This window comes from Flavobacterium sp. (assembly GCF_035456225.1).
GTDB lineage: Bacteria > Bacteroidota > Bacteroidia > Flavobacteriales > Flavobacteriaceae > Flavobacterium.
The window spans coordinates 1-19,004 of sequence record NZ_DATIDM010000095.1 but is presented as its reverse complement, the minus strand read 5'-3'; the positions used below and the strand labels follow the sequence as shown (position 1 = coordinate 19,004).

15 protein-coding genes and 1 tRNA gene are annotated in these 19,004 nt (G+C 37.6%); 7 read left to right on the top strand and 9 right to left on the bottom strand.

What is annotated here, in order from left to right:
• Positions 1 to 627: radical SAM protein (locus VLB74_RS05575; protein ID WP_325202470.1), on the bottom strand; the 627-nt coding region annotated here is incomplete at its 3' end.
• Between the two features lie 157 nt (positions 628 to 784).
• Here VLB74_RS05575 and VLB74_RS05570 point away from each other — a divergent pair.
• Positions 785 to 3,067 carry a cation:proton antiporter gene (locus tag VLB74_RS05570; protein ID WP_325202469.1) on the top strand — a complete coding sequence of 761 codons (2,283 nt, stop codon included), beginning with the start codon at positions 785 to 787 and terminating at the stop codon, positions 3,065 to 3,067.
• A gap of 97 nt (positions 3,068 to 3,164) precedes the next feature.
• A complete protein-coding gene (locus VLB74_RS05565) occupies positions 3,165 to 3,539 on the top strand; it encodes a 2-dehydro-3-deoxyphosphooctonate aldolase (RefSeq protein WP_325202468.1) in 375 nt (124 codons plus the stop codon).
• A gap of 118 nt (positions 3,540 to 3,657) precedes the next feature.
• Here VLB74_RS05565 and VLB74_RS05560 read toward each other — a convergent pair whose 3' ends face one another.
• Together VLB74_RS05560 and VLB74_RS05555 are read right to left on the bottom strand one after the other, a co-directional pair.
• Positions 3,658 to 6,060: an alpha-ketoacid dehydrogenase subunit alpha/beta gene (locus tag VLB74_RS05560; RefSeq protein ID WP_325202467.1), complete on the bottom strand. Its 2,403-nt coding sequence runs from the start codon at positions 6,058 to 6,060 to the stop codon at positions 3,658 to 3,660.
• Positions 6,061 to 6,264: 204 nt separating this feature from the next.
• Entirely contained in the window at positions 6,265 to 9,093 is a 2,829-nt protein-coding gene (locus VLB74_RS05555) for a gluzincin family metallopeptidase (protein WP_325202466.1), read from the bottom strand.
• Between the two features lie 191 nt (positions 9,094 to 9,284).
• On the opposite strand from VLB74_RS05555, the gene VLB74_RS05550 reads away from it, so the two are divergent.
• Entirely contained in the window at positions 9,285 to 11,264 is a 1,980-nt protein-coding gene (locus VLB74_RS05550) for a T9SS type A sorting domain-containing protein (RefSeq protein WP_325202465.1), read from the top strand.
• Positions 11,265 to 11,444: 180 nt separating this feature from the next.
• Here the strand turns inward: VLB74_RS05550 and VLB74_RS05545 are convergent.
• The 5 genes from VLB74_RS05545 to VLB74_RS05525 form a co-directional block, all read right to left on the bottom strand.
• Positions 11,445 to 11,526: transfer RNA gene (locus tag VLB74_RS05545), tRNA-Tyr, on the bottom strand.
• 159 nt (positions 11,527 to 11,685) lie between these two features.
• A complete protein-coding gene (locus tag VLB74_RS05540) occupies positions 11,686 to 12,813 on the bottom strand; it encodes a TlpA disulfide reductase family protein (protein WP_325202464.1) in 1,128 nt (375 codons plus the stop codon).
• 174 nt (positions 12,814 to 12,987) lie between these two features.
• Positions 12,988 to 14,403: an MBL fold metallo-hydrolase gene (locus VLB74_RS05535; RefSeq protein ID WP_325202463.1), complete on the bottom strand. Its 1,416-nt coding sequence runs from the start codon at positions 14,401 to 14,403 to the stop codon at positions 12,988 to 12,990.
• A gap of 59 nt (positions 14,404 to 14,462) precedes the next feature.
• Entirely contained in the window at positions 14,463 to 15,257 is a 795-nt protein-coding gene (locus VLB74_RS05530) for a sulfite exporter TauE/SafE family protein (RefSeq protein ID WP_325202462.1), read from the bottom strand.
• A complete protein-coding gene (locus tag VLB74_RS05525) occupies positions 15,257 to 15,889 on the bottom strand; it encodes a Crp/Fnr family transcriptional regulator (RefSeq protein WP_325202461.1) in 633 nt (210 codons plus the stop codon). The genes VLB74_RS05530 and VLB74_RS05525 overlap by 1 nt, the downstream gene beginning before the upstream one ends.
• A 231-nt stretch (positions 15,890 to 16,120) precedes the next feature.
• Between VLB74_RS05525 and VLB74_RS05520 the strand changes: the two genes are divergently transcribed.
• A complete protein-coding gene (locus tag VLB74_RS05520) occupies positions 16,121 to 17,395 on the top strand; it encodes a Glu/Leu/Phe/Val family dehydrogenase (RefSeq protein WP_325202460.1) in 1,275 nt (424 codons plus the stop codon).
• A gap of 124 nt (positions 17,396 to 17,519) precedes the next feature.
• On the opposite strand, the gene VLB74_RS05515 is transcribed toward VLB74_RS05520, so the two are convergent.
• Positions 17,520 to 17,894, bottom strand: coding sequence for a DUF423 domain-containing protein (locus tag VLB74_RS05515; protein WP_325202459.1), 375 nt, complete (start codon positions 17,892 to 17,894; stop codon positions 17,520 to 17,522).
• Positions 17,895 to 18,087: 193 nt separating this feature from the next.
• On the opposite strand from VLB74_RS05515, the gene VLB74_RS05510 reads away from it, so the two are divergent.
• The 3 genes from VLB74_RS05510 to VLB74_RS05500 all read left to right on the top strand — a co-directional run.
• Complete coding sequence (locus tag VLB74_RS05510) at positions 18,088 to 18,648, top strand: hypothetical protein (protein WP_325202458.1); 561 nt, start codon at positions 18,088 to 18,090, stop codon at positions 18,646 to 18,648.
• Positions 18,635 to 18,775, top strand: coding sequence for a hypothetical protein (locus tag VLB74_RS05505; RefSeq protein WP_325202457.1), 141 nt, complete (start codon positions 18,635 to 18,637; stop codon positions 18,773 to 18,775). Before VLB74_RS05510 ends, VLB74_RS05505 begins: the two co-directional genes overlap by 14 nt.
• A gap of 10 nt (positions 18,776 to 18,785) precedes the next feature.
• The coding region (locus VLB74_RS05500) for a hypothetical protein (protein WP_325202456.1) at positions 18,786 to 19,004 on the top strand (219 nt) is incomplete at its 3' end.

Below are 19,004 nucleotides of genomic sequence, written 5' to 3'. Positions count from 1 at the left end.
GTCATGGGAAACAGAAGTATATCCGATTTCTTTTGCCCAAAACGATACTTTTGCGACGTTGTGAAAAGGCTGAATCCGGTGTATTGCTTTTTGTACCGTTTCGCTGTAATCCTGGACGCCGAAGCTCACACGTCGGAACCCTAAATCATAAAGTTGCTGCAAATGTTCTCTCGTTGTATTGTTCGGATGGCCTTCAAAGCTGAATTCGTGTGAGGCTGCTCTTTCGGCTCTTTTGAATAACCCGTCAATTAAAGCTTTAAGATTTTCGGGTGAAAAGAAAGTAGGTGTTCCGCCCCCTAAATGAATTTCTCGGATTATCGGTTTTTCAGAAAACAAGTCGCAATACAAGTCCCATTCCTTCAAAACAGCCTGAATATAAGGATCTTCAACCTCATGACGTTTAGTGATTCGCTTATGGCAACCACAGAATGTACACAAACTTTCGCAAAATGGCAGGTGGATATAAAGGCTTATCCCTTCAGTGGTATTACTTTCAGCGAATGATTGGATGAAAGTTTTTCTCCATGTGTCATTTGTAAAGTTTTCGTCTTCCCAATAAGGAACTGTGGGATAACTTGTGTATCTTGGGCCTGGGACATTATATTTTTGGACTAATGAGGTCGACATAATTGAGCATTTTACGAAATCAAAAATACTTATGAGAGGTCTAATTTAAAATGATAATTGTCATATTTTTAGAGGTGTAAGAAAAATTGTTTTCCATTTATTTTATTAGTAATATTGGTGCCCGTAAGCGAAAGGCAAAAAACCGCTTGGTTTTACTATGAAAAAATTTAAAAACAGCTTTTTTTACGTCGGAATTGTTGGTGTTACAACCGCAATTATGTACTGGACCATTCAAAACGGGAAAGTCCTTGAAGCTGGACGAAATGTTGTTGTTCCCAATAACGGGAATAGTCAGTGGGAAGAATTTCTGCAATCGCTTGTACATAACTTAACGCATCCTTTAGCTATTTTATTGGCCCAAATCGTTACGATTGTTTTCGTTGCAAGATTATTTGGTGCTATTTTCAAAAAAATCGGACAGCCTACTGTTATCGGAGAAATCCTTGCAGGAATCGTGCTGGGACCTTCTTTGGTCGGGAATTATTTTCCTGAATTTTCCCTTGCTTTGTTTCCGGTGGAATCCCTTGGGAATCTACAGTTTTTAAGTCAGATTGGATTGATCCTTTTCATGTTTGTGGTCGGAATGGAGCTCGATTTGAAAGTGCTTCAAAACAAAGCAAAAGAAGCGGTGATTATCAGTCATGCCAGTATAGTGATTCCGTTTACATTAGGACTCGTTTTGGCTTATTTCATATTCCAGCGATTTGCCCCGGACGGAGTTGAATTTATTTCCTTCGCACTTTTTACCGGAATTGCCATGAGTATTACAGCTTTCCCGGTTTTAGCCCGAATAGTGCAGGAGCGTGGGCTGCATAAAACACGATTAGGAGCCATGGTAATTACCTGTGCTGCTGCAGATGACATCACTGCCTGGTGTATATTGGCCGCCGTTATTGCCATTGTTAAAGCAGGTTCTTTTGTCAGTTCACTTTATATCATTGCCCTTGCCTTAATATATGTTTTGCTGATGCTTAAAGTGGTAAAACCATTTTTAAAGCGAATAGGTGATTTGTATGACAATACCGAAATCATTACCAAACCCGTAATTGCTATATTTTTCCTTACGTTACTAATTTCTTCATATGCTACTGAAGTTATTGGTATTCACGCCTTGTTTGGTGCATTTATGGCGGGTGTAATCATGCCGGAAAGTATGCGTTTTCGTAATATCTTTATTGAGAAGGTAGAAGATGTTTCGCAGGTTATGCTTCTACCGCTGTTCTTTGTATTTACCGGGCTTCGTACGCAGATTGGCTTGCTGAATGATGCTTATCTGTGGGAAGTGTGCGGCTATATTGTTTTGGTGGCTGTATTAGGAAAATTTGTCGGAAGTGCGTTAACGGCAAGATTTGTCGGCCAAACCTGGAAAGACAGTTTAACAATCGGAGCCCTGATGAATACGCGTGGTTTGATGGAGTTGGTGGTTTTGAACATCGGATATGATTTGGGTGTTCTTAAACCGGAAATTTTCGCGATGATGGTGATTATGGCATTGGTAACCACTTTTATGACCGGACCTGCTTTGGATTTGATAAATTATATATTTAAATCGAAAACCGAAATCGTTCCGAAGGAAATCATTCAAAATAATAAATTTAAAGTCCTGTTTTCGTTTCATAATGCCGAAGAGGGACGATCGCTACTTCGATTGGCCAATAACTTCGTAAAGAAAAATCATAACAATTCATTAGTTACGGCCATGCATATTTTGCCAATCAATGAATTGAACCCGTACAACATTGATGAGTATGAAGAGGATAGTTTTAAGCCGGTTTTACAGGCTTCAGAAGAATTGCATCAGAAAGTAACTACCTTGTTCAAAAGTTCGATAGATGTTGAATCCGATCTTATCGAAGTATCTAATCAGGGTGATTTTGATTTGGTTTTAATGGGATTGAGCCAGTCCATTTTTGAAGGAACCCTGTTAGGAAAGGTACTTGGATTTACAACCCGGATTATAAGTCCGGAAACCTTGTTGAATAAATTCACCGGAAAAGAAAAATTATTCGATAATTCGCCTTTTGACGAACGTACAGGACATGTTTTATCAAGAACCGAAGTTCCAGTCGGAATATTGGTGGACAAGAATTTTACCGATGCTAAACGGGTTTTCGTATTGCTTTTGGAAGAATCGGATTTGTTTTTGATGGACTACGCCAAACAATTGATTCACAATGTAAATTCGAATGTAACTGTTTTGGATAAAGCCGGGAATTTTAAAAACAATACTGCATTAGCCGACTGTATTCATAAAATCGAACATAAACATCCTAATCATATTAAACTGGCAACGGAACGAAAAATCGAAAAGGCGCTTTTGGACGAACAGGATTTGATGATAATTAGTGTGGAAAGCTGGAAAAAACTATTGGACCACCAAAGTTCATGGCTAAACAAAACACCTTCTTTACTGATAATAAAAAATAAGACACTCCGTTAGTAAGATTAAATGATATCACATTCGCCGAAGCAATGACAGAGTCAATTGTTGCTTGCATTAGCGGTAATTTAATCGGGCAATGATAAATAGTTTTAATATGAAAAAAGTATTCTTTTCCTTAATCTTGGTTTCGTTATTTTCCTGTGCATCTCAATCCGGAAAAACGGAAACGTCAACGGATGCATCATATGGGTATTCAAAAGACAATCCTATAAAAGTGGGTGGATTTGATAAAGGGCCAGCCAACGAAAGAAATTATTTAAATTCTTTAACAGGTCCGAATGGAGAAAAGATTTGGTTTGAAAGATCGGGAAGCTGTTGTAATTTTGAAACCAAAAACAGTCCTTTTGGAGCAGGATTACTGGATATTTATAAAGTTACTCATGAAAATAAAAAAGACACGATTACTTTGTATATAAATATGTATGATAAAGCAAAACTGAAAGCACCTGTCGGATTTAAATATATGTAATAAAACTGTGCAGCTAAATCAGTTTTGAGTAAGTGTCAATAAATACAGTTTGAAACAAATAAAAATTCCGCTAACTAAATAGTAGCGGAATTTTTACTTTTAAAAGTATCTGTTTCGATTAATACAAACTCGGATATTTAACCGGATTAACTTCATTCATCATGCCATAAACTTTCTCGAAAATATCTTCTACAGAAGGTTTAGAGAAGTAATCGCCATCGGTTCCGTAAGCCGGACGATGCGCTTTAGAAGCCAATGTTTCCGGATTACTGTCTAAATGTCTGTATCCTTTTTGTTCATCGACAATCTGCTGTAAAATGAAGGCAGAAGCGCCGCCCGGAACATCTTCGTCAATTACCAATAAACGGTTTGTTTTGGCAAGCGATTTTACGATATCGTGATTAATATCGAACGGAAGTAATGACTGAATATCAATAATTTCCGCATCGATTCCAACTTCAAGTAACTCTTTAGCAGCCTGTTCTACCAAACGTAAAGTCGATCCGTAAGAAACTAAAGTGATGTTGCTTCCTTGTTTAATGGTTTCCACAACTCCGATAGGGGTTTTGAATTCGCCTAAATTCGTTGGCATTTTTTCTTTTAAACGGTAACCGTTCAAACATTCCACTAATAAAGCTGGTTCGTCAGTTTCTAATAAAGTGTTGTAGAAACCAGCTGCTTTGGTCATATTTCTTGGAACCAAAACGTGAATACCACGGATTGCATTGATGATCATCCCCATTGGAGAGCCTGAATGCCAGATTCCTTCCAAACGATGACCACGCGTTCTTATGATTAGCGGTGCTTTTTGGCGACCGGCAGTTCTGTATTGTAATGTAGCTAAATCGTCGCTCATGATCTGGATAGCATACAAAAGGTAATCCAAATACTGAATTTCAGCAATAGGGCGTAAACCTCGCATGGCCAAACCAATTCCCTGACCTAAAATGGTCGCTTCACGGATACCGGCATCAGAAACGCGGAATTCACCGTATTTTTCCTGCATTCCTTCCAAACCTTGGTTTACGTCACCAATATTTCCGGAATCTTCCCCGAAAATTAAAGTTTCAGGATGTTTTTCGAAAATAACATCGAAGTTATTTCTCAATACCAAACGCGCATCTACTTCTTCAGAAGTTTCGTCGTATTTTGGCAAAACTTCTTTTGAAGAGAATACGTTTTTATCCGATTGTGAAAACAAATGTGAACTGAATTTCGGCTGTATTTTTTCAATATAAGCTGTAATCCAAGCTGAAAGTTGTGCTTTTCCGTTTTCTTTCACAATTAAACGTAAAACTTTACGTGCTGCCGTGATAATATCTTTACGGATTGGTTCTTTAATAGAAGCCAAATCGTTCGTGTATTTTTCAATGAAAACCTTGTTTTCACTTGATGCCGCAATCGAGTTCAATAAAGCAACTAATTCCTGTTGTTCCGCTTTCATTGGTTCAACAAATGCTGCCCAAGCTGCTTTTTTGCCTTCAAGAACATCTTTTTTAGCCTGATTGTCAATCGCTTCAATTTCTTCGGCTGTAGCCAGATTATTGTCGATTAACCAGGTGCGCATTTGAGCCAAACAGTCAAATTCAGCTTCCCAAGCCAAACGATCCGCATTTTTGTATCGTTCGTGAGATCCGGAAGTAGAGTGTCCTTGTGGTTGCGTTAATTCCTTAACGTGAACTAAAACAGGAACATGTTCTTCGCGGGCAATTTGTGATGCTTTCTGGTAGGTTTCCACCAAAGTCGGATAGTCCCAACCTTTAACAGTAATGATTTCGTAACCTTTATTGTTTTCATCACGTTGGAAACCTTTTAAGATTTCCGAAATATTTTCTTTTGTTGTCTGGTATCTGGCGTGAACTGAAATTCCGTATTCGTCATCCCAAACGCTCATTACCATTGGTACTTGTAATACTCCGGCTGCATTGATGGTTTCAAAAAACAAACCTTCAGAAGTCGAAGCATTTCCGATGGTTCCCCAAGCCACTTCATTTCCTTTTTCAGAGAAATTAGTCTGGTTGATACCACCAACATTTCTGTATATTTTAGAGGCTTGAGCCAAACCTAATAAACGCGGCATCTGTCCGGCAGTAGGAGAGATATCGGCACTTGAATTTTTCTGTTGCGTAAGATTCTTCCAGTTTCCGTTTTCGTCAAGCGAATGGGTTGCAAAGTGACCACCCATCTGACGTCCTGCACTCATCGGATCATGAGCTAAATCGGTATGGCCATACAAACCTGCGAAAAACTGTTGGATTGTCATTTGACCGATTGCCATCATAAACGTCTGATCGCGGTAATATCCCGAACGGAAATCACCATTTCGGAAAGCCTTTGCCATAGCTAATTGCGGGACTTCTTTTCCATCACCGAAAATTCCAAATTTTGCTTTACCGGTTAAAACTTCACGTCTTCCTAACAAACTACATTCCCGGCTTACGGTTGCAATTTTATAATCATTAAGTACTTCCGTTTTGAAGTCTTCAAATGACAGTACTTCTTTAGTGGCTGTTTGGTTCATATAGCTATATGATATGTTAAGTGACAAATTTAATTATTTCTGCAATATAAAACAATGATGTTGTGAAATAATAATTTCACTTTTGATAATAATAATGTTTAATGTTGTGTTTTTTATGAATTATTTTTACTTAAAAGCCTTGTTTTATGATATTTTTTCAATGTTGTGTTGTAAAAATAAGTGCTGTTTTTTTGGTTTTTAGTGTTATAACCACTTTCTGGTAAATAATGATATCAGTGTTTTCGGACTCAATGTAATCACAAATCGTATCTTTTCGGCATAATTTGACTGGGCAATTTCCCATCCGTTATTGGAACTGACAGGGAAATACAATTCAAAATAATCCGGAACAAAGTTTAATCGTATACCGTTGTCATACACAAATTTAGAGTTAAAACCTTCATTTTTTACCATACCAATATCGCCATAAACTTCAATCCAGTTCCAGATATTAAAACTGGCATTTATGGTTGTCATCCATTGATTTGCTAAAGGCGGGTCTAATTTTGATTTAAATCCTCCTTCAGCCATGATGTATTGCTGACTGAAAATCCCGGTGGTTTCGGAACGACCGAGTAATGCGTAATCATACAAATAATCCGTTGGGCGGTCTAAACCGAAACTGAAAAATTCCGACTTGGTATCACGATACATAAAAGTACCTGCAAAAAGACGCAGATTAATCTGCCTGTTATTTTCGAAAAGCTTACGGTATTGAACTTCACCAGCTAATTTAGCGAAGTTTTTATCAATCTGGACATCGGCCATCATGTTATATACTTTTGTGATTTCCGATGCTCCTTTGGAATAGCGCAAATTGAAAACAGAATAATTTTCATCTTTACTTACTACTACATCAGAGTGTTCCCTTTGAACAAATACGTGTCGGATCAAGACATTTTCTTTCTCATTGGACCTATAATCCAAATCCCTGAAACGGAAGTTAATAGAAGGCGTTACTTTGGTATAAGCAGCATCCGGAGCATAATGATAAGTCGATCCGCCAAGACTGTAACGAATGTTATACAGCCTGTCTTCTCTCACATTTTGGTTTACGGTGAAAAAAGCACCTCCGATAAGCGAATTCGTTTTGACAGAATATATGGGTGTTACGTCAAAAATAAAGGGCTTGTCCAATAATGATTTATTGTGGAAACTCAACCCGGGCGAAATTCCGTCATAGAAGTTATATGAGAATTCAGGAACATAAAAAATCTGGTTTACAGAAGAATCTTCAAGGTCTTTTATAAAGGTAAACTTTACGGGACGGTTGTTTCCTAAAAAGCTTTTTGTTGCTTTCCAGTTGTTTCTGGAATTGTATTCCGGAATTTTGTTTTCGTAATTCAGTACAAGTTTGTCGATATTCTCTTTTGGAAGTATCAAAATACTGTCTTTAGTAATGTTTTCGACCCATTTTTTAAAAATAACAGTGTCTTTATTGATTCCGTAAACCGAAACAGGCACATTGGTTTTGGTTTTGTTTTTAAGCACCACTTCAATAGAATCGCCTTCTTTTTTGATCTTACCGAATTTATAATCTATCAGATCACGTTTGTGTACAAGGGTTTCGAAAAACCAATCTGTGTTTTTGTCTGTTTTTTGGTTTAGAAGGGTTTTAAAATCATCTTCACTGGTTTGTTTGGTCTGATTTAGTGTTACAAAATCTGTGATGGTCCGGGAAACTTTGTCATCTCCTAAATAGTCATTTAAATATTCCAGAGCCATACCGGCCTTGTATCTTCCTGAAATCTGTTCGTTGAACTTGATAAATGTGCTTTTAGAGTCACCAATCGGTTGGTCAAGATTCTTTCTGGCCATTAAAAGATACAGATAGCTGTACTGCTCATTAAAATCAGCAGTAAAAAGATTGTAGCCTTTCAGGAGTTTGAATTCAGACAATCGACCCATCATTTTCATATTGGGATAGGTTTCTTCTATGTATTTCATCATAACATAGGTCTGAATCCCGTCTATCAGCCATGTTTCCTGCCTGGGGTTAATATGCAGTGACGCTTTCAGATAGTTGTTGACATAAGTTTTGAGGAATTTCAATTCATACAAAAATTCGTCAGGGAACGGACTAAGAAAGGCGGGGAGCTGATTAAGACCGTAAAATGGGTTTCTTTCGTAATCAATTTGAGGAATCATTATTTTTTCCTGAGGCAACTTACCCAATCGTTCTGAAACAAAACTGACAACACGATCGATGACAATTGCTTTCTGAATATCGTTCAATCGTTTGTCTTTTAGGTTGGTTACGACTTCCTGATCTTTATTTTTGTAATTGGCATAAGTCGGATTTTTTTCAAGAACAAGAGTGAAATCGGTTATGTTTTTTCCTGTGAGATGGTATTTTTTTTCGGTTTTATCGTCTGATAACTTGTTGCTTTCCAGATCTGTAAACAGGTGGACGCCATATGGGATTTTAATTTCTATATCATAATCGGAAGGTGCATTGGCTATATCGTCCAAATTTTCGTTACTGTTTTTAACAAAGACACCATTTTCAATTCTTGCAGGAGCTAAAAACCAGTTTTTCAAATGTGTGCTGCCTAATTTTTCATCATATCCGAAGCGGGTAAACCGTTGGTCGGGAATCTGGACAAAGTATCGGATAAACAACTTATATTCCTGATTTGGGGAAATGGGAGAATCGAGTTTTATGTTCAGTAAATCGATTTGATTTTCAGGTCTTGAAAACTCCAGTGGTTTGCCGTTTTGATCTGTAATCGAAATTATTTTGGTTTTACCTCTTTCGGAATCATTGGCCATATGAAAACTGCGGATGAATTCATCTGAAAATCTTTTCCCCAACGGTGAATTCTTATCGGAATAGGCATTAGTCCAATCGTTGAAGAGATACTCATTCAGAGGATTGGTTGTATTATTTACAAGGATGACTTCCTGATCAATCGTTAAGGTTCTAGTGTCCGGATTTACTGTAACAACCAGGTTATTGCGGTGTTGTGCAAATAGGTAACCCACATTAAAAAGCAAAAACAGGGTAACGAAAAATGGAATTGTGGCTTTCAAAAATCTTATGAATTATGCGCTTTGGGTTATTAATTTCGTAAATTTAGGAAAAACATCGAATTGCCCTAATTTTATGTTTGAAAATTAAAAACACACTACTTTTCTTACAGTATTTTGATTTTGTAAACTTTTCAATTTCAGCGAGTTATTATTTAATAATTCCGTATTTTTAACCTTTCAAAAAATACGAGATGTTTAAAAAAATACTTTTACTTTTTATCGTTTTTATTTCTAATGCGGGTTTTGGTCAGATTGTGATAAATGAACTTGACTCAGATACGCCTTCTACAGATGTATTGGAGTTTATCGAATTAAAATCAGCAACGCCAAATTTTCCGTTGGATGGTTATGTTGTCGTGTTTTTTAATGCCACAAGTACAGCTCCTTATTCCGGTACATTAAGTTATTATGCTATTGATTTGGATGGTTTGGTAACCGATGGGAACGGGAATGTTTTATTAGGTAATTTACAGGTTTCTCCGGCTCCGTCGTATATTATACCGCAGGCAACAATTCAGAACGGTCCGGATGCTGTGGCGATTTATTTAGGAGATGCAACAGATTTTCCCTTGAATACACCTGCATCGTCAGCTAATGTAATTGATGCTTTTGCATACAGTAACAGTGCAACTACCCAACCTACAGCGCTAATGGCGATATTTGGAGAAACAGTCTGTTATAATGAAGCTGTTAATGGAACGGCGAATGCTCCTCTGCAATCCATTCAAAGAAAAACGGACGGGACTTACGAAGTAAAAACGCCAACTCCCAGAGCAAATAATGACGGAAGCGGAATAGTTTTCAATGGCATCACAACAACGTATTCGCCGGCAGCTCCTTTAACAGAAGGGCAGAGCATTACTATAACTTTTACAACAGATACAAATGTTACTTCAGACCTGAATTTTTCATTTACCTTGAATAATGGTTCTTTTACGACAGCTGATTTTACAGGAAATACAACTGTTACCATCCCATCAGGAACTAATTCGGTTTCAAGGGTAATTCAGCTTTTGAACGACGCCGTGAATGACGGAGATGAGAATCTTCAGATATCCATTGGTGCAGTTCCTCCTCAATATATTGTGTTAAGAAACAATATTTCAGTAAGGGTCGTTGATGCTAATTTTTTAACATCACCTTGGGGAACACCGCTAAATCCAACGTATGGTCTGGTTGCAAGTACGGTTCCAGCCGGATATTACAGTTCGATGGAAGGATTATCAGGAGCTGCTCTTAAACAGGCTATTCAAAATATTATTGCTAATCCTGCGGTGGTTCATGCTCATAATTATGGCGATATATGGGAAATTTTAAAAACAGCAGACCAAAATCCGTTAAATAATAATCAGGTTTGGTTGATGTATGTGGAACGGGCTCAAACCAAAATTGATTATCAGTCAGGAAATAGTATCGTCGGTTTCTGGAACAGGGAACATATTTATTGTCAGTCCAGAGGAGGTTTTACCGATGGGACATCTTCCTTTGCCGATGGAATTAATGTTTGGCTGCCAACCGGTCCTGATGATATCCTGGCAGGTCATGCCGATGCTCATCATATCCGTGCAGAGGATGGTCAGGAAAACAGCTCCAGAAACGAAAGGAATTACGGTGTGGATTATAATGGTCCGACCAGTACTGCTGGCAGTTGGCATGGTGATGTTGCCAGAGCGATTTTTTATATGTGTGTTCGTTATAATGGTTTGGATGTCGTAAATGGGAATCCGCCGCAAAATCCTGATGGATTTATAGGGGATTTGGCAACATTGTTAACTTGGAATCATTCCGATCCGGCAGATGATTTTGAAATGAACCGAAACAATTACATTTATACGTGGCAGGTGAATAGAAATCCGTTTATCGATTATCCGAATCTGGCGGATTACATTTGGGGATCACATGCCGGTGAGCCGTGGTATTCTACTTTAAGCGCTAATGAGGTGGCTGATTTGAAATTTCAGATGTATCCTAACCCTGCAAACAATCATCTGACTATTTCGGGGATTAGGGGAGAAGCGGCTGTGGAAATTTATTCTTATACGGGTCAGAAGGTTATTAATCAGAATTTTTCAGATGCTATCGATTTGCAATTGAATTTGTCTTCAGGGTTATATTTTGTAAAAGTAAGTTCCGGTGCTAAATCGACTACACAAAAACTAATTATCCGATAAGGAGAATTTGGTAATAAATAAACAAAAAAAGCAAGCTGTTGAAGCTTGCTTTTTTTGTTTGTGGGGAGAGCAGGATTTCTCCACTTTGTTCCGACATCTTGAGTAAGGTGAAACCTTACTCAAGCTTAAAAACAAAAAAAACGTCAAGTGAACCTGACGTTTTTTATTTTTTTAATCTTGTGGGGAGAGCAGGATTCGAACCTGCGAAGATGTAATCAGCGGATTTACAGTCCGCCCTCGTTGGCCGCTTGAGTATCTCCCCAACGCATAATTGCTTATTGCGTTGCAAATATAGGACTGTTTTCTCAGTATCCAAACATATTTTGAAGATAATTGACAACTTTTTTTTAACGTGTTGGGAGTGAATAAAATAAAAAAATCTCCCGGAGGAGATTTTTTTATTTTCATCTTGAAAAGAGTATTATTTGGCTAATAATTCAGCAATTTTAGCTTTCAATTCTGCTCCTTTTAAGTCTTTGACAACGATTTTTCCTGATGCATCTAAAATAAAAGTAGCTGGTATTACACCTACATTATATTGTTTTGCGATTGGTTCCTGCCAGTATTTTAAATTTGAAACCTGTGTCCAAACTAATTTATCTTTAGCAATTGCTTCTTTCCATTTGTCAGCATCTTTGTCCAATGAAACACCAATGATGTTTAATCCTTTTGCGTGAAACTCATTGTATAGGGCTACTACATTAGGATTTTCAGCACGACAAGGTCCGCACCATGAAGCCCAAAAATCAATTATGGTTACTTTTCCTAATGATTCTTTTAAGGAAACTGTTTTTCCTTCAGGGGTTGGAGCGGAGAAATTAGGTGCCTCATTACCTGTTTTTACTGCTTTCTGACTGTTTGCGAAGTCTCCAACACGCTTGCCGCTTTTTGTTTTCTTAACGTCTGCAGATAACGTATTGTATAATTTTACAATTTTATCAGCTTCTAAAGATTGTCTTCCGATAAAGTTTTCCAATAAAAGACAAGAAATGAATGTTGTTGGGTTTTTCTCTACGAAAGATTCTGAAAATTTATCCATATCTTTTTGAAAACCAATGTTTTGTTTGGTAAGCGAATGCATAACAGCTGTATCATTTGCTTTTCTGGCATCCATGAATTTTTGCTGATTGGCTTTTTGGAATGAAACCATTTTTTTGTAAATCGCTCCTGCTCCGTCATTGTATTCCTGGAATTTGTCATTGTTTCCGGTACCTCCAATTTTAGACTTTTGGATAGTGTCTTTGTCAACATTAAGGTTTATTTCTCCGTTTTCTAGTATAAAAGGAACCATACCATTGTTTAAGCTTTCGATAACAACAAAAGCGATTTCAGGTCCTTCGCCGGTTTTTCCTTTGAATTCGAATTTTCCGTTCTCAATTTTTACAGTATCTTTTGAAATAGGCCCCATATCGTCCTGAAGCTGAAGTATAGCCATTTTTCCGTTTTCGATACCTTCGGCAGTTCCTGTAATTAAGAACTCATTATCTCCAACTTTGCTGCATGAAGCCAAAATGGATAATCCGGCTAATAAAAGAAGTTTTTTAGTCATAATTTGATTTTTTTAGCATTTATGAATCTTCAGATTCTTTAGCGTTTATTTATTAGTGATGCAAAAGTATTTATTTTTTTAGGATTGGTAATTTGTATAACTAATTTTTGTTAGTTTTTAAACAAAAAAAATCAGGCAAGAGCCTGATTTTTCTATTTCATGATTGTTATGTTCTTATTTTAATGTGGAAGGACAAACAAACTGGGTCAACGATACCCCTGCGTTACGGATTCCGCTGATTCCTTTTTCTACATTGATCATATTGTGATAACCGCGTGCTTTTAATATCGAAGCCATGATAACAGAACGATATCCTCCGGCACAATGCAGATAGAATTCTTCGGTTTTAGGTACTTCCGAAAGTTGTGCATTCACAAAATCCAACGGAATATTGATTGCGTTCTCTACATGTTCAGCTTTATATTCGCCAGGTTTTCTTGAATCTACGATTGGGTGTTTTGTCTGGTCTTTTTCCGTAGCAAATTGTTCAGGAGAGATAGACGCGATAGTTTCGGTTTCAAAACCGGCTGCTTTCCATGCTTCCATGCCGCCTTTCAGATAACCAAGACAGTTGTCAAAGCCAACACGCGCTAAACGGGTAATGGCTTCTTCTTCTTTTCCTTCAGGAGCAATTAACAGGATTGGGTGTTTAACATCCATAATCAAAGCACCTACCCACGGGGCAAAGTTTCCGTGTAAGCCAATGAATATGGAATTCGGAATATGTTCTTTAACGAAATCGTTTTCATGACGAACATCCAAAACCAAAGCTTCTGCATCATTAGCAATAGCTTCAAATGCGTTTGGTTCCAATGCGGTATTTGCTTTGGTCATGATGGTTTCCAAACTGTCATATCCCTGAATGTTCATTAAAACGTTTTGAGGGAAATAAGCTGGAGGAGCACTAAGGCCATCCAGTAATTCTGTAATGAATTCATCTTTGGTCATGTCGGCACGCAAAGCGTAATTTACCTTCTTCTGATTTCCTAAAGTGTCAGTGGTTTCTTTGCTCATGTTCTTTCCACAAGCACTTCCAGCACCGTGATTAGGGTATACGATTAAATCATCAGATAGAGGCATGATTTTGTTGCGAAGTGAATCATAAAGCATTCCGGCCAGTTTTTCTTGAGTCAGATCACTAACCAGTTTCTGCGCCAAATCAGGTCTTCCCACATCGCCGATGAATAAAGTGTCACCGGTTATGATTCCGTGTTGTTTGCCGTTTTCGTCAATCAAAAGGTACGTGGTACTTTCTAACGTATGTCCGGGAGTGTGGATTGCTTTAATTGTATAATTTCCGATTTTGAACTCCTGGTTATCTTCAGCTATGATAGCTTCGAAATTAGGTTTTGCCGTTGGTCCGTAAACAATTTGAGCCCCTGTTTTTTTCGAAAGATCCAAGTGTCCGGAAACGAAATCAGCATGAAAATGCGTTTCAAAAATGTATTTGATTTTTGCGTTGTCTTTCGTTGCCTTATCGATGTACGACTGCACCTCACGTAAAGGGTCAAAAATAGCAGCCTCTCCATTATTTTCAATATAATAGGCGGCGTGAGCCATACATCCGGTATAAATCTGTTCTATTTTCATATCTGTATTCAAATTTTGTGTAAAGGTAATTTAATATTTAAAATCAAAAGTAACATTGGTTACAGTTTGAGAAATTCTTTGGATAAAATAAAAATCGCCATTAACAGTACAAAGTAACCAAACCCTTTTTTAAGTTGCGCTTCATTTAAGAACTTATTAAGATAAATTCCGATAAAAATCCCAATTACCGATAAGGATGAGAAGCCAAGTAAGAAAAGCCAGTCGATTTCCAGTGTTTGTATGTCTCCGGCAAAGCCAATCAGTGAATTCAGGGCGATGATGAACAGGGAAGTGGCTACAGCTTTTCGCATAGGAAGTTTGGCAAAAAACACCAATGACGGAATGATCAGGAAACCACCGCCTGCTCCTACGAAACCGATTAAAATCCCAATTCCGAAAGTCTGGGCTACAAAAAGTAGTTTTGACTCTTCTTTGTCTGTTGGTGTAAAATCATCGGTTTTCTTTTTCTTGAGCATTGATGTGGCTGCAAAAAGCATTATTACAGCAAACAACACCATTAAAAAAGCTTCTTTGCTTATGGTGAAGCCTGAAAAAGAAAAAATAGTATCAGGAAGTTTTGGAACGAAAAAACGGCGGGTTAAGTAAACTGCCGTGAAAGAAGGAATTGCAAAAAGGAATCCTTTCTTAATATCCACAAAACCTTTTAAGTAATTCTGCGTAGCACCAAAGGCAGAAGTGGTTCCGACAATAAATAGGGAATAAGCTGTTGCGGTAATCGGACTGAAGTTCAAAATATAAACCAGAATCGGAACCGTAAGTATGGAACCGCCGCCACCTGTCAGTCCCAATATCAATCCGATAAGTAAAGCACCGATATATCCTAATATTTCCATTAAAATTGAAGTATTTCTATTTTATTGCGGTTCAGTTTTATTTTTCCTTCCAGTTCCAGGCTCTTTAACAAACGGGAAATAACCACGCGGGATGTATGCATGTCGGTAGCAATTTCCTGATGCGTGTTGGCAATTTCGGAAGTTCCTAAAACCTTCGCCTTATCGGTTAAGTATTTGTATAAACGTTCGTCCGTTTTCATAAAAGCCAAAGTGTCTATTGCTTCCAGCATTTCCAATAAACGGGTATTGTAGCTTTCAAGGACGAAATTGCGCCATGATTTGTATTTCACGAGCCATTCTTCCATTTTGTCAATCGGAATCATGATCAGATCGCCTTCGGTTTCGGAAACGGCCATTATTTTACTTTTGGTTTTTCCCAGGCAACAGGTTAATGTCATCGCACAGGTATCGCCGCGTTCCAAAAAATATAATAATAATTCATCACCATTTTCATCTTCACGCAGGATTTTTATTGCACCATTTAGCAGTATCGGCATGAATTTTATCTGTTCGCCAATTTCGATAAGAATCTCATCCTGATGGAATTTTCGATGGATCCCTACAACAGAAATTTCTTTTAGTAATTCATCTTCAAACAGATAGGAGTATGATTCGATTAATTGCTGATACATGACCTGGTTTTTTGCAAATGTAAGATTTTGAAAAACTTAAGTAGGTAACTTTTGTTACTAATATGTTGATAATTCACAAATAACCCTTAATGCGTTGTTAAAATGTTAGTTTGTGTTACATTTTTAATGATAAAAATCACTTTATGTAATTTTAAAAAACATATATTTGCTTGCTTTTTTACAGAGCAAGGAATAAACAAACGAAAAACTTAAGTTGAAAATCATAAAATTATGGCAACAACAGCAAAGCCCCAGCCGAGCATGTATGAAAACGTTAAGATACAGTTTGAAAAAGCTGCTAACGTTATGGGATTGGATGATACTGTTAAGAAAATCCTCTCCTCAACAAACAATGAAATTATAGTTAACTTCCCTGTGAAAATGGATAACGGCTCCGTAGAAGTATTTACGGGATACCGTGTTCAGCATAACAATGTATTAGGTCCTTACAAAGGAGGATTACGTTATCACCCAACAGTTGATATTGATGCAGCAAGAGCATTGGCAACATGGATGACATGGAAAACATCTTTAGCGGGACTTCCTTATGGTGGTGGTAAAGGTGGAATCCAATTGGATCCTAAAAAATATTCTCAAGGTGAATTAGAGCGTATTACGCGTCGTTTCACTTATGCTTTAGGTGATAACATCGGTCCTGAGCATGATATCCCTGCACCGGACGTGAACACAAACGCACAAATGATGGCTTGGATTGCGGACACTTATATGTCTACAAAATCTCCGGCTGAGCGTTCTAAAAACCAACATGTTGTTACTGGAAAGCCAGTAGGATCAGGAGGTTTGGAAGGTCGTGACCGTGCAACAGGATTCGGAGTAGTAGTTACTTTGGAAGCATGGGCAAAATTAAGAAACACTTCTTTGGAAGGAAAAAAATATATCGTTCAGGGATTTGGTAACGTAGGATACTGGGCAGCACACTTTATGAACAAAAACGGAGCAATCCTTGTTGGAGTTCAGGATGCTACAGGAACTATCTATAATCCAGAAGGAATCGATCCTGAGGCGTTATTGCGTTTCCAGGCTGACAACGGAACTATTTCAGGTTTCAAAAATACACAGGATTATAACTCAGCCGAATTCTTCGGAATTGAATGTGATATCATCATTCCTGCTGCTTTAGGTAACCAAATTACTGCTGACAATGCAGAATCTATCAAAGCAAGAGTAATTGCTGAAGGAGCAAACGGACCTACAGATACTGAAGGTGAAGAAATTTTATTAGCAAAAGGAATCGAAATCATCCCTGATATCTTATGTAATTCAGGAGGTGTAATCGGTTCTTACTTCGAGTGGTTACAAAATCGTAACGGAGAAATCTGGACAATGGATGATGTAATCATCAAATTGAGAAGAAAAATGGAAGACGCTTTCAACCGTGTGGTAATTACTGGAGGTCAGTATAAAACAGACTGGAGAACAGCTGCTTACATTCAGGCACTTGTGCGTATTGAAATGGCATACAAACAAAGAGGTATCTTCCCTTAATTGATACTTTTTATCCGATAATAAAAAAACCATTCGTTAATAATGCGAATGGTTTTTTTTATTTTAAAAGATTGAATTTTTCTAGTGTCCCTTCCAAGGCCTTAACTCACTTTGCGGTTAAACCTTAAATAATGCTAAATAACAAAAGTATCCATCCGAAAACTAACAACATTCCTCCAAGTGGAGTGATCGGCCCCAGAAAACGCCATTTGTTACCACGCATCGAGGTAAGGCATAATCCATAAATACTGAAAGAAAACAGCAATACACCAACGATAAAAAACCAGCCTGTGGTTTCCTCCAAAGTGGAACTAAAAGTTAGCAGTTGCGGAAGAATCAATAATACAATTGCGTGATACATTTGGTATTTTACACCGGTTTCAAAGCTTTTCAGCAAATCGTCACTCATTCGTTTCTTTAAGGCGTGTGCGCCAAAAGCACCAAAAATAACGGCTAATCCTCCATATAAAGCCCCAAAGGCCAAAACGGTTTCTTTCATATGTATGTTTTTTTCAAAGATAGAGAAATACAGTGTTACTAAAGTTTATTCGTTTGGGACGTGGTTATTCAGATGTTGGCAACACAAATTAAACGGATTTAAAACATAACATGAAATCTGTGACAATCAGTAAAATCCGCGTCATCTGTGATCCGTGCAGAAAATAAAAACAAAAATAACTATCTTTGCCGCCATGCAGAAAACCTACAACAGGACCAATTTCCACAAGCATACCTTTTGTATTTACAAAGAAGTTTCGACCACGGAAATCAACGGTTTAAAACTCGGTTATACCAGTAAATCGGGAAGTAGTTACTATTTTACGGAAAATGGATTGTACAGGGTTTCAAATCATTGGGGGCGTGCTGCGAATTGTCGTTGGCGTTTATTGCCTTTGCAGGATGGAAGTTTATCCAAAACCAAGATAGGTTATGCGGATTGGACTGATTTTTATCCCAACAATGAACACGAAAATTTATTTTATATCGAAGTGGATTTTGATTCCAAAGAAGTTAGTTTTCAGCACAAGGCCAATCCAAAATATAATGGCAAAGCCCAACTTCGGAATGCTTCTGAAACGGCCCGAGTAATAAGACAAATTAACGAGGTAATTACCACCGAAAATTGGGCAAAATATCTTAAATTTGATAGTATAAATGAGTTGCGTGAAGAAGTGATAAAACTACTGATTACCACGAATCAGACATTTCTTGAAATAAAACGCAAGATAGGAGTGTTGTATGGGACGACGTAATGAAACCAATCGTTTGGCTCACAAAAAGAAAGTGGATCAAAAGAAGAACAAAGAAAAAGAAGCGGCACAACTTAGGAAAGAAAAACTCAAAGCTATTGTGCAGCAGTTTAATGATCAGAACAGCTAAAGCCAGTACAATGCAAATCAATTACACCATAATCAGAGCAACCATTCAACAGGCAATTGATCATTTGGTTGTGGATAAGGATACCAATTCCGCAACAACAAAATTAGTTGATGCAGATGAAATCATTACTGATTTAATAGACCATGCTGAAACTGATGAAGATATTATTGAGATAAGCCGGTACCAGGTGTTGCTGAACCAATTGCACCAAAAGATAAACGAGGTGAAG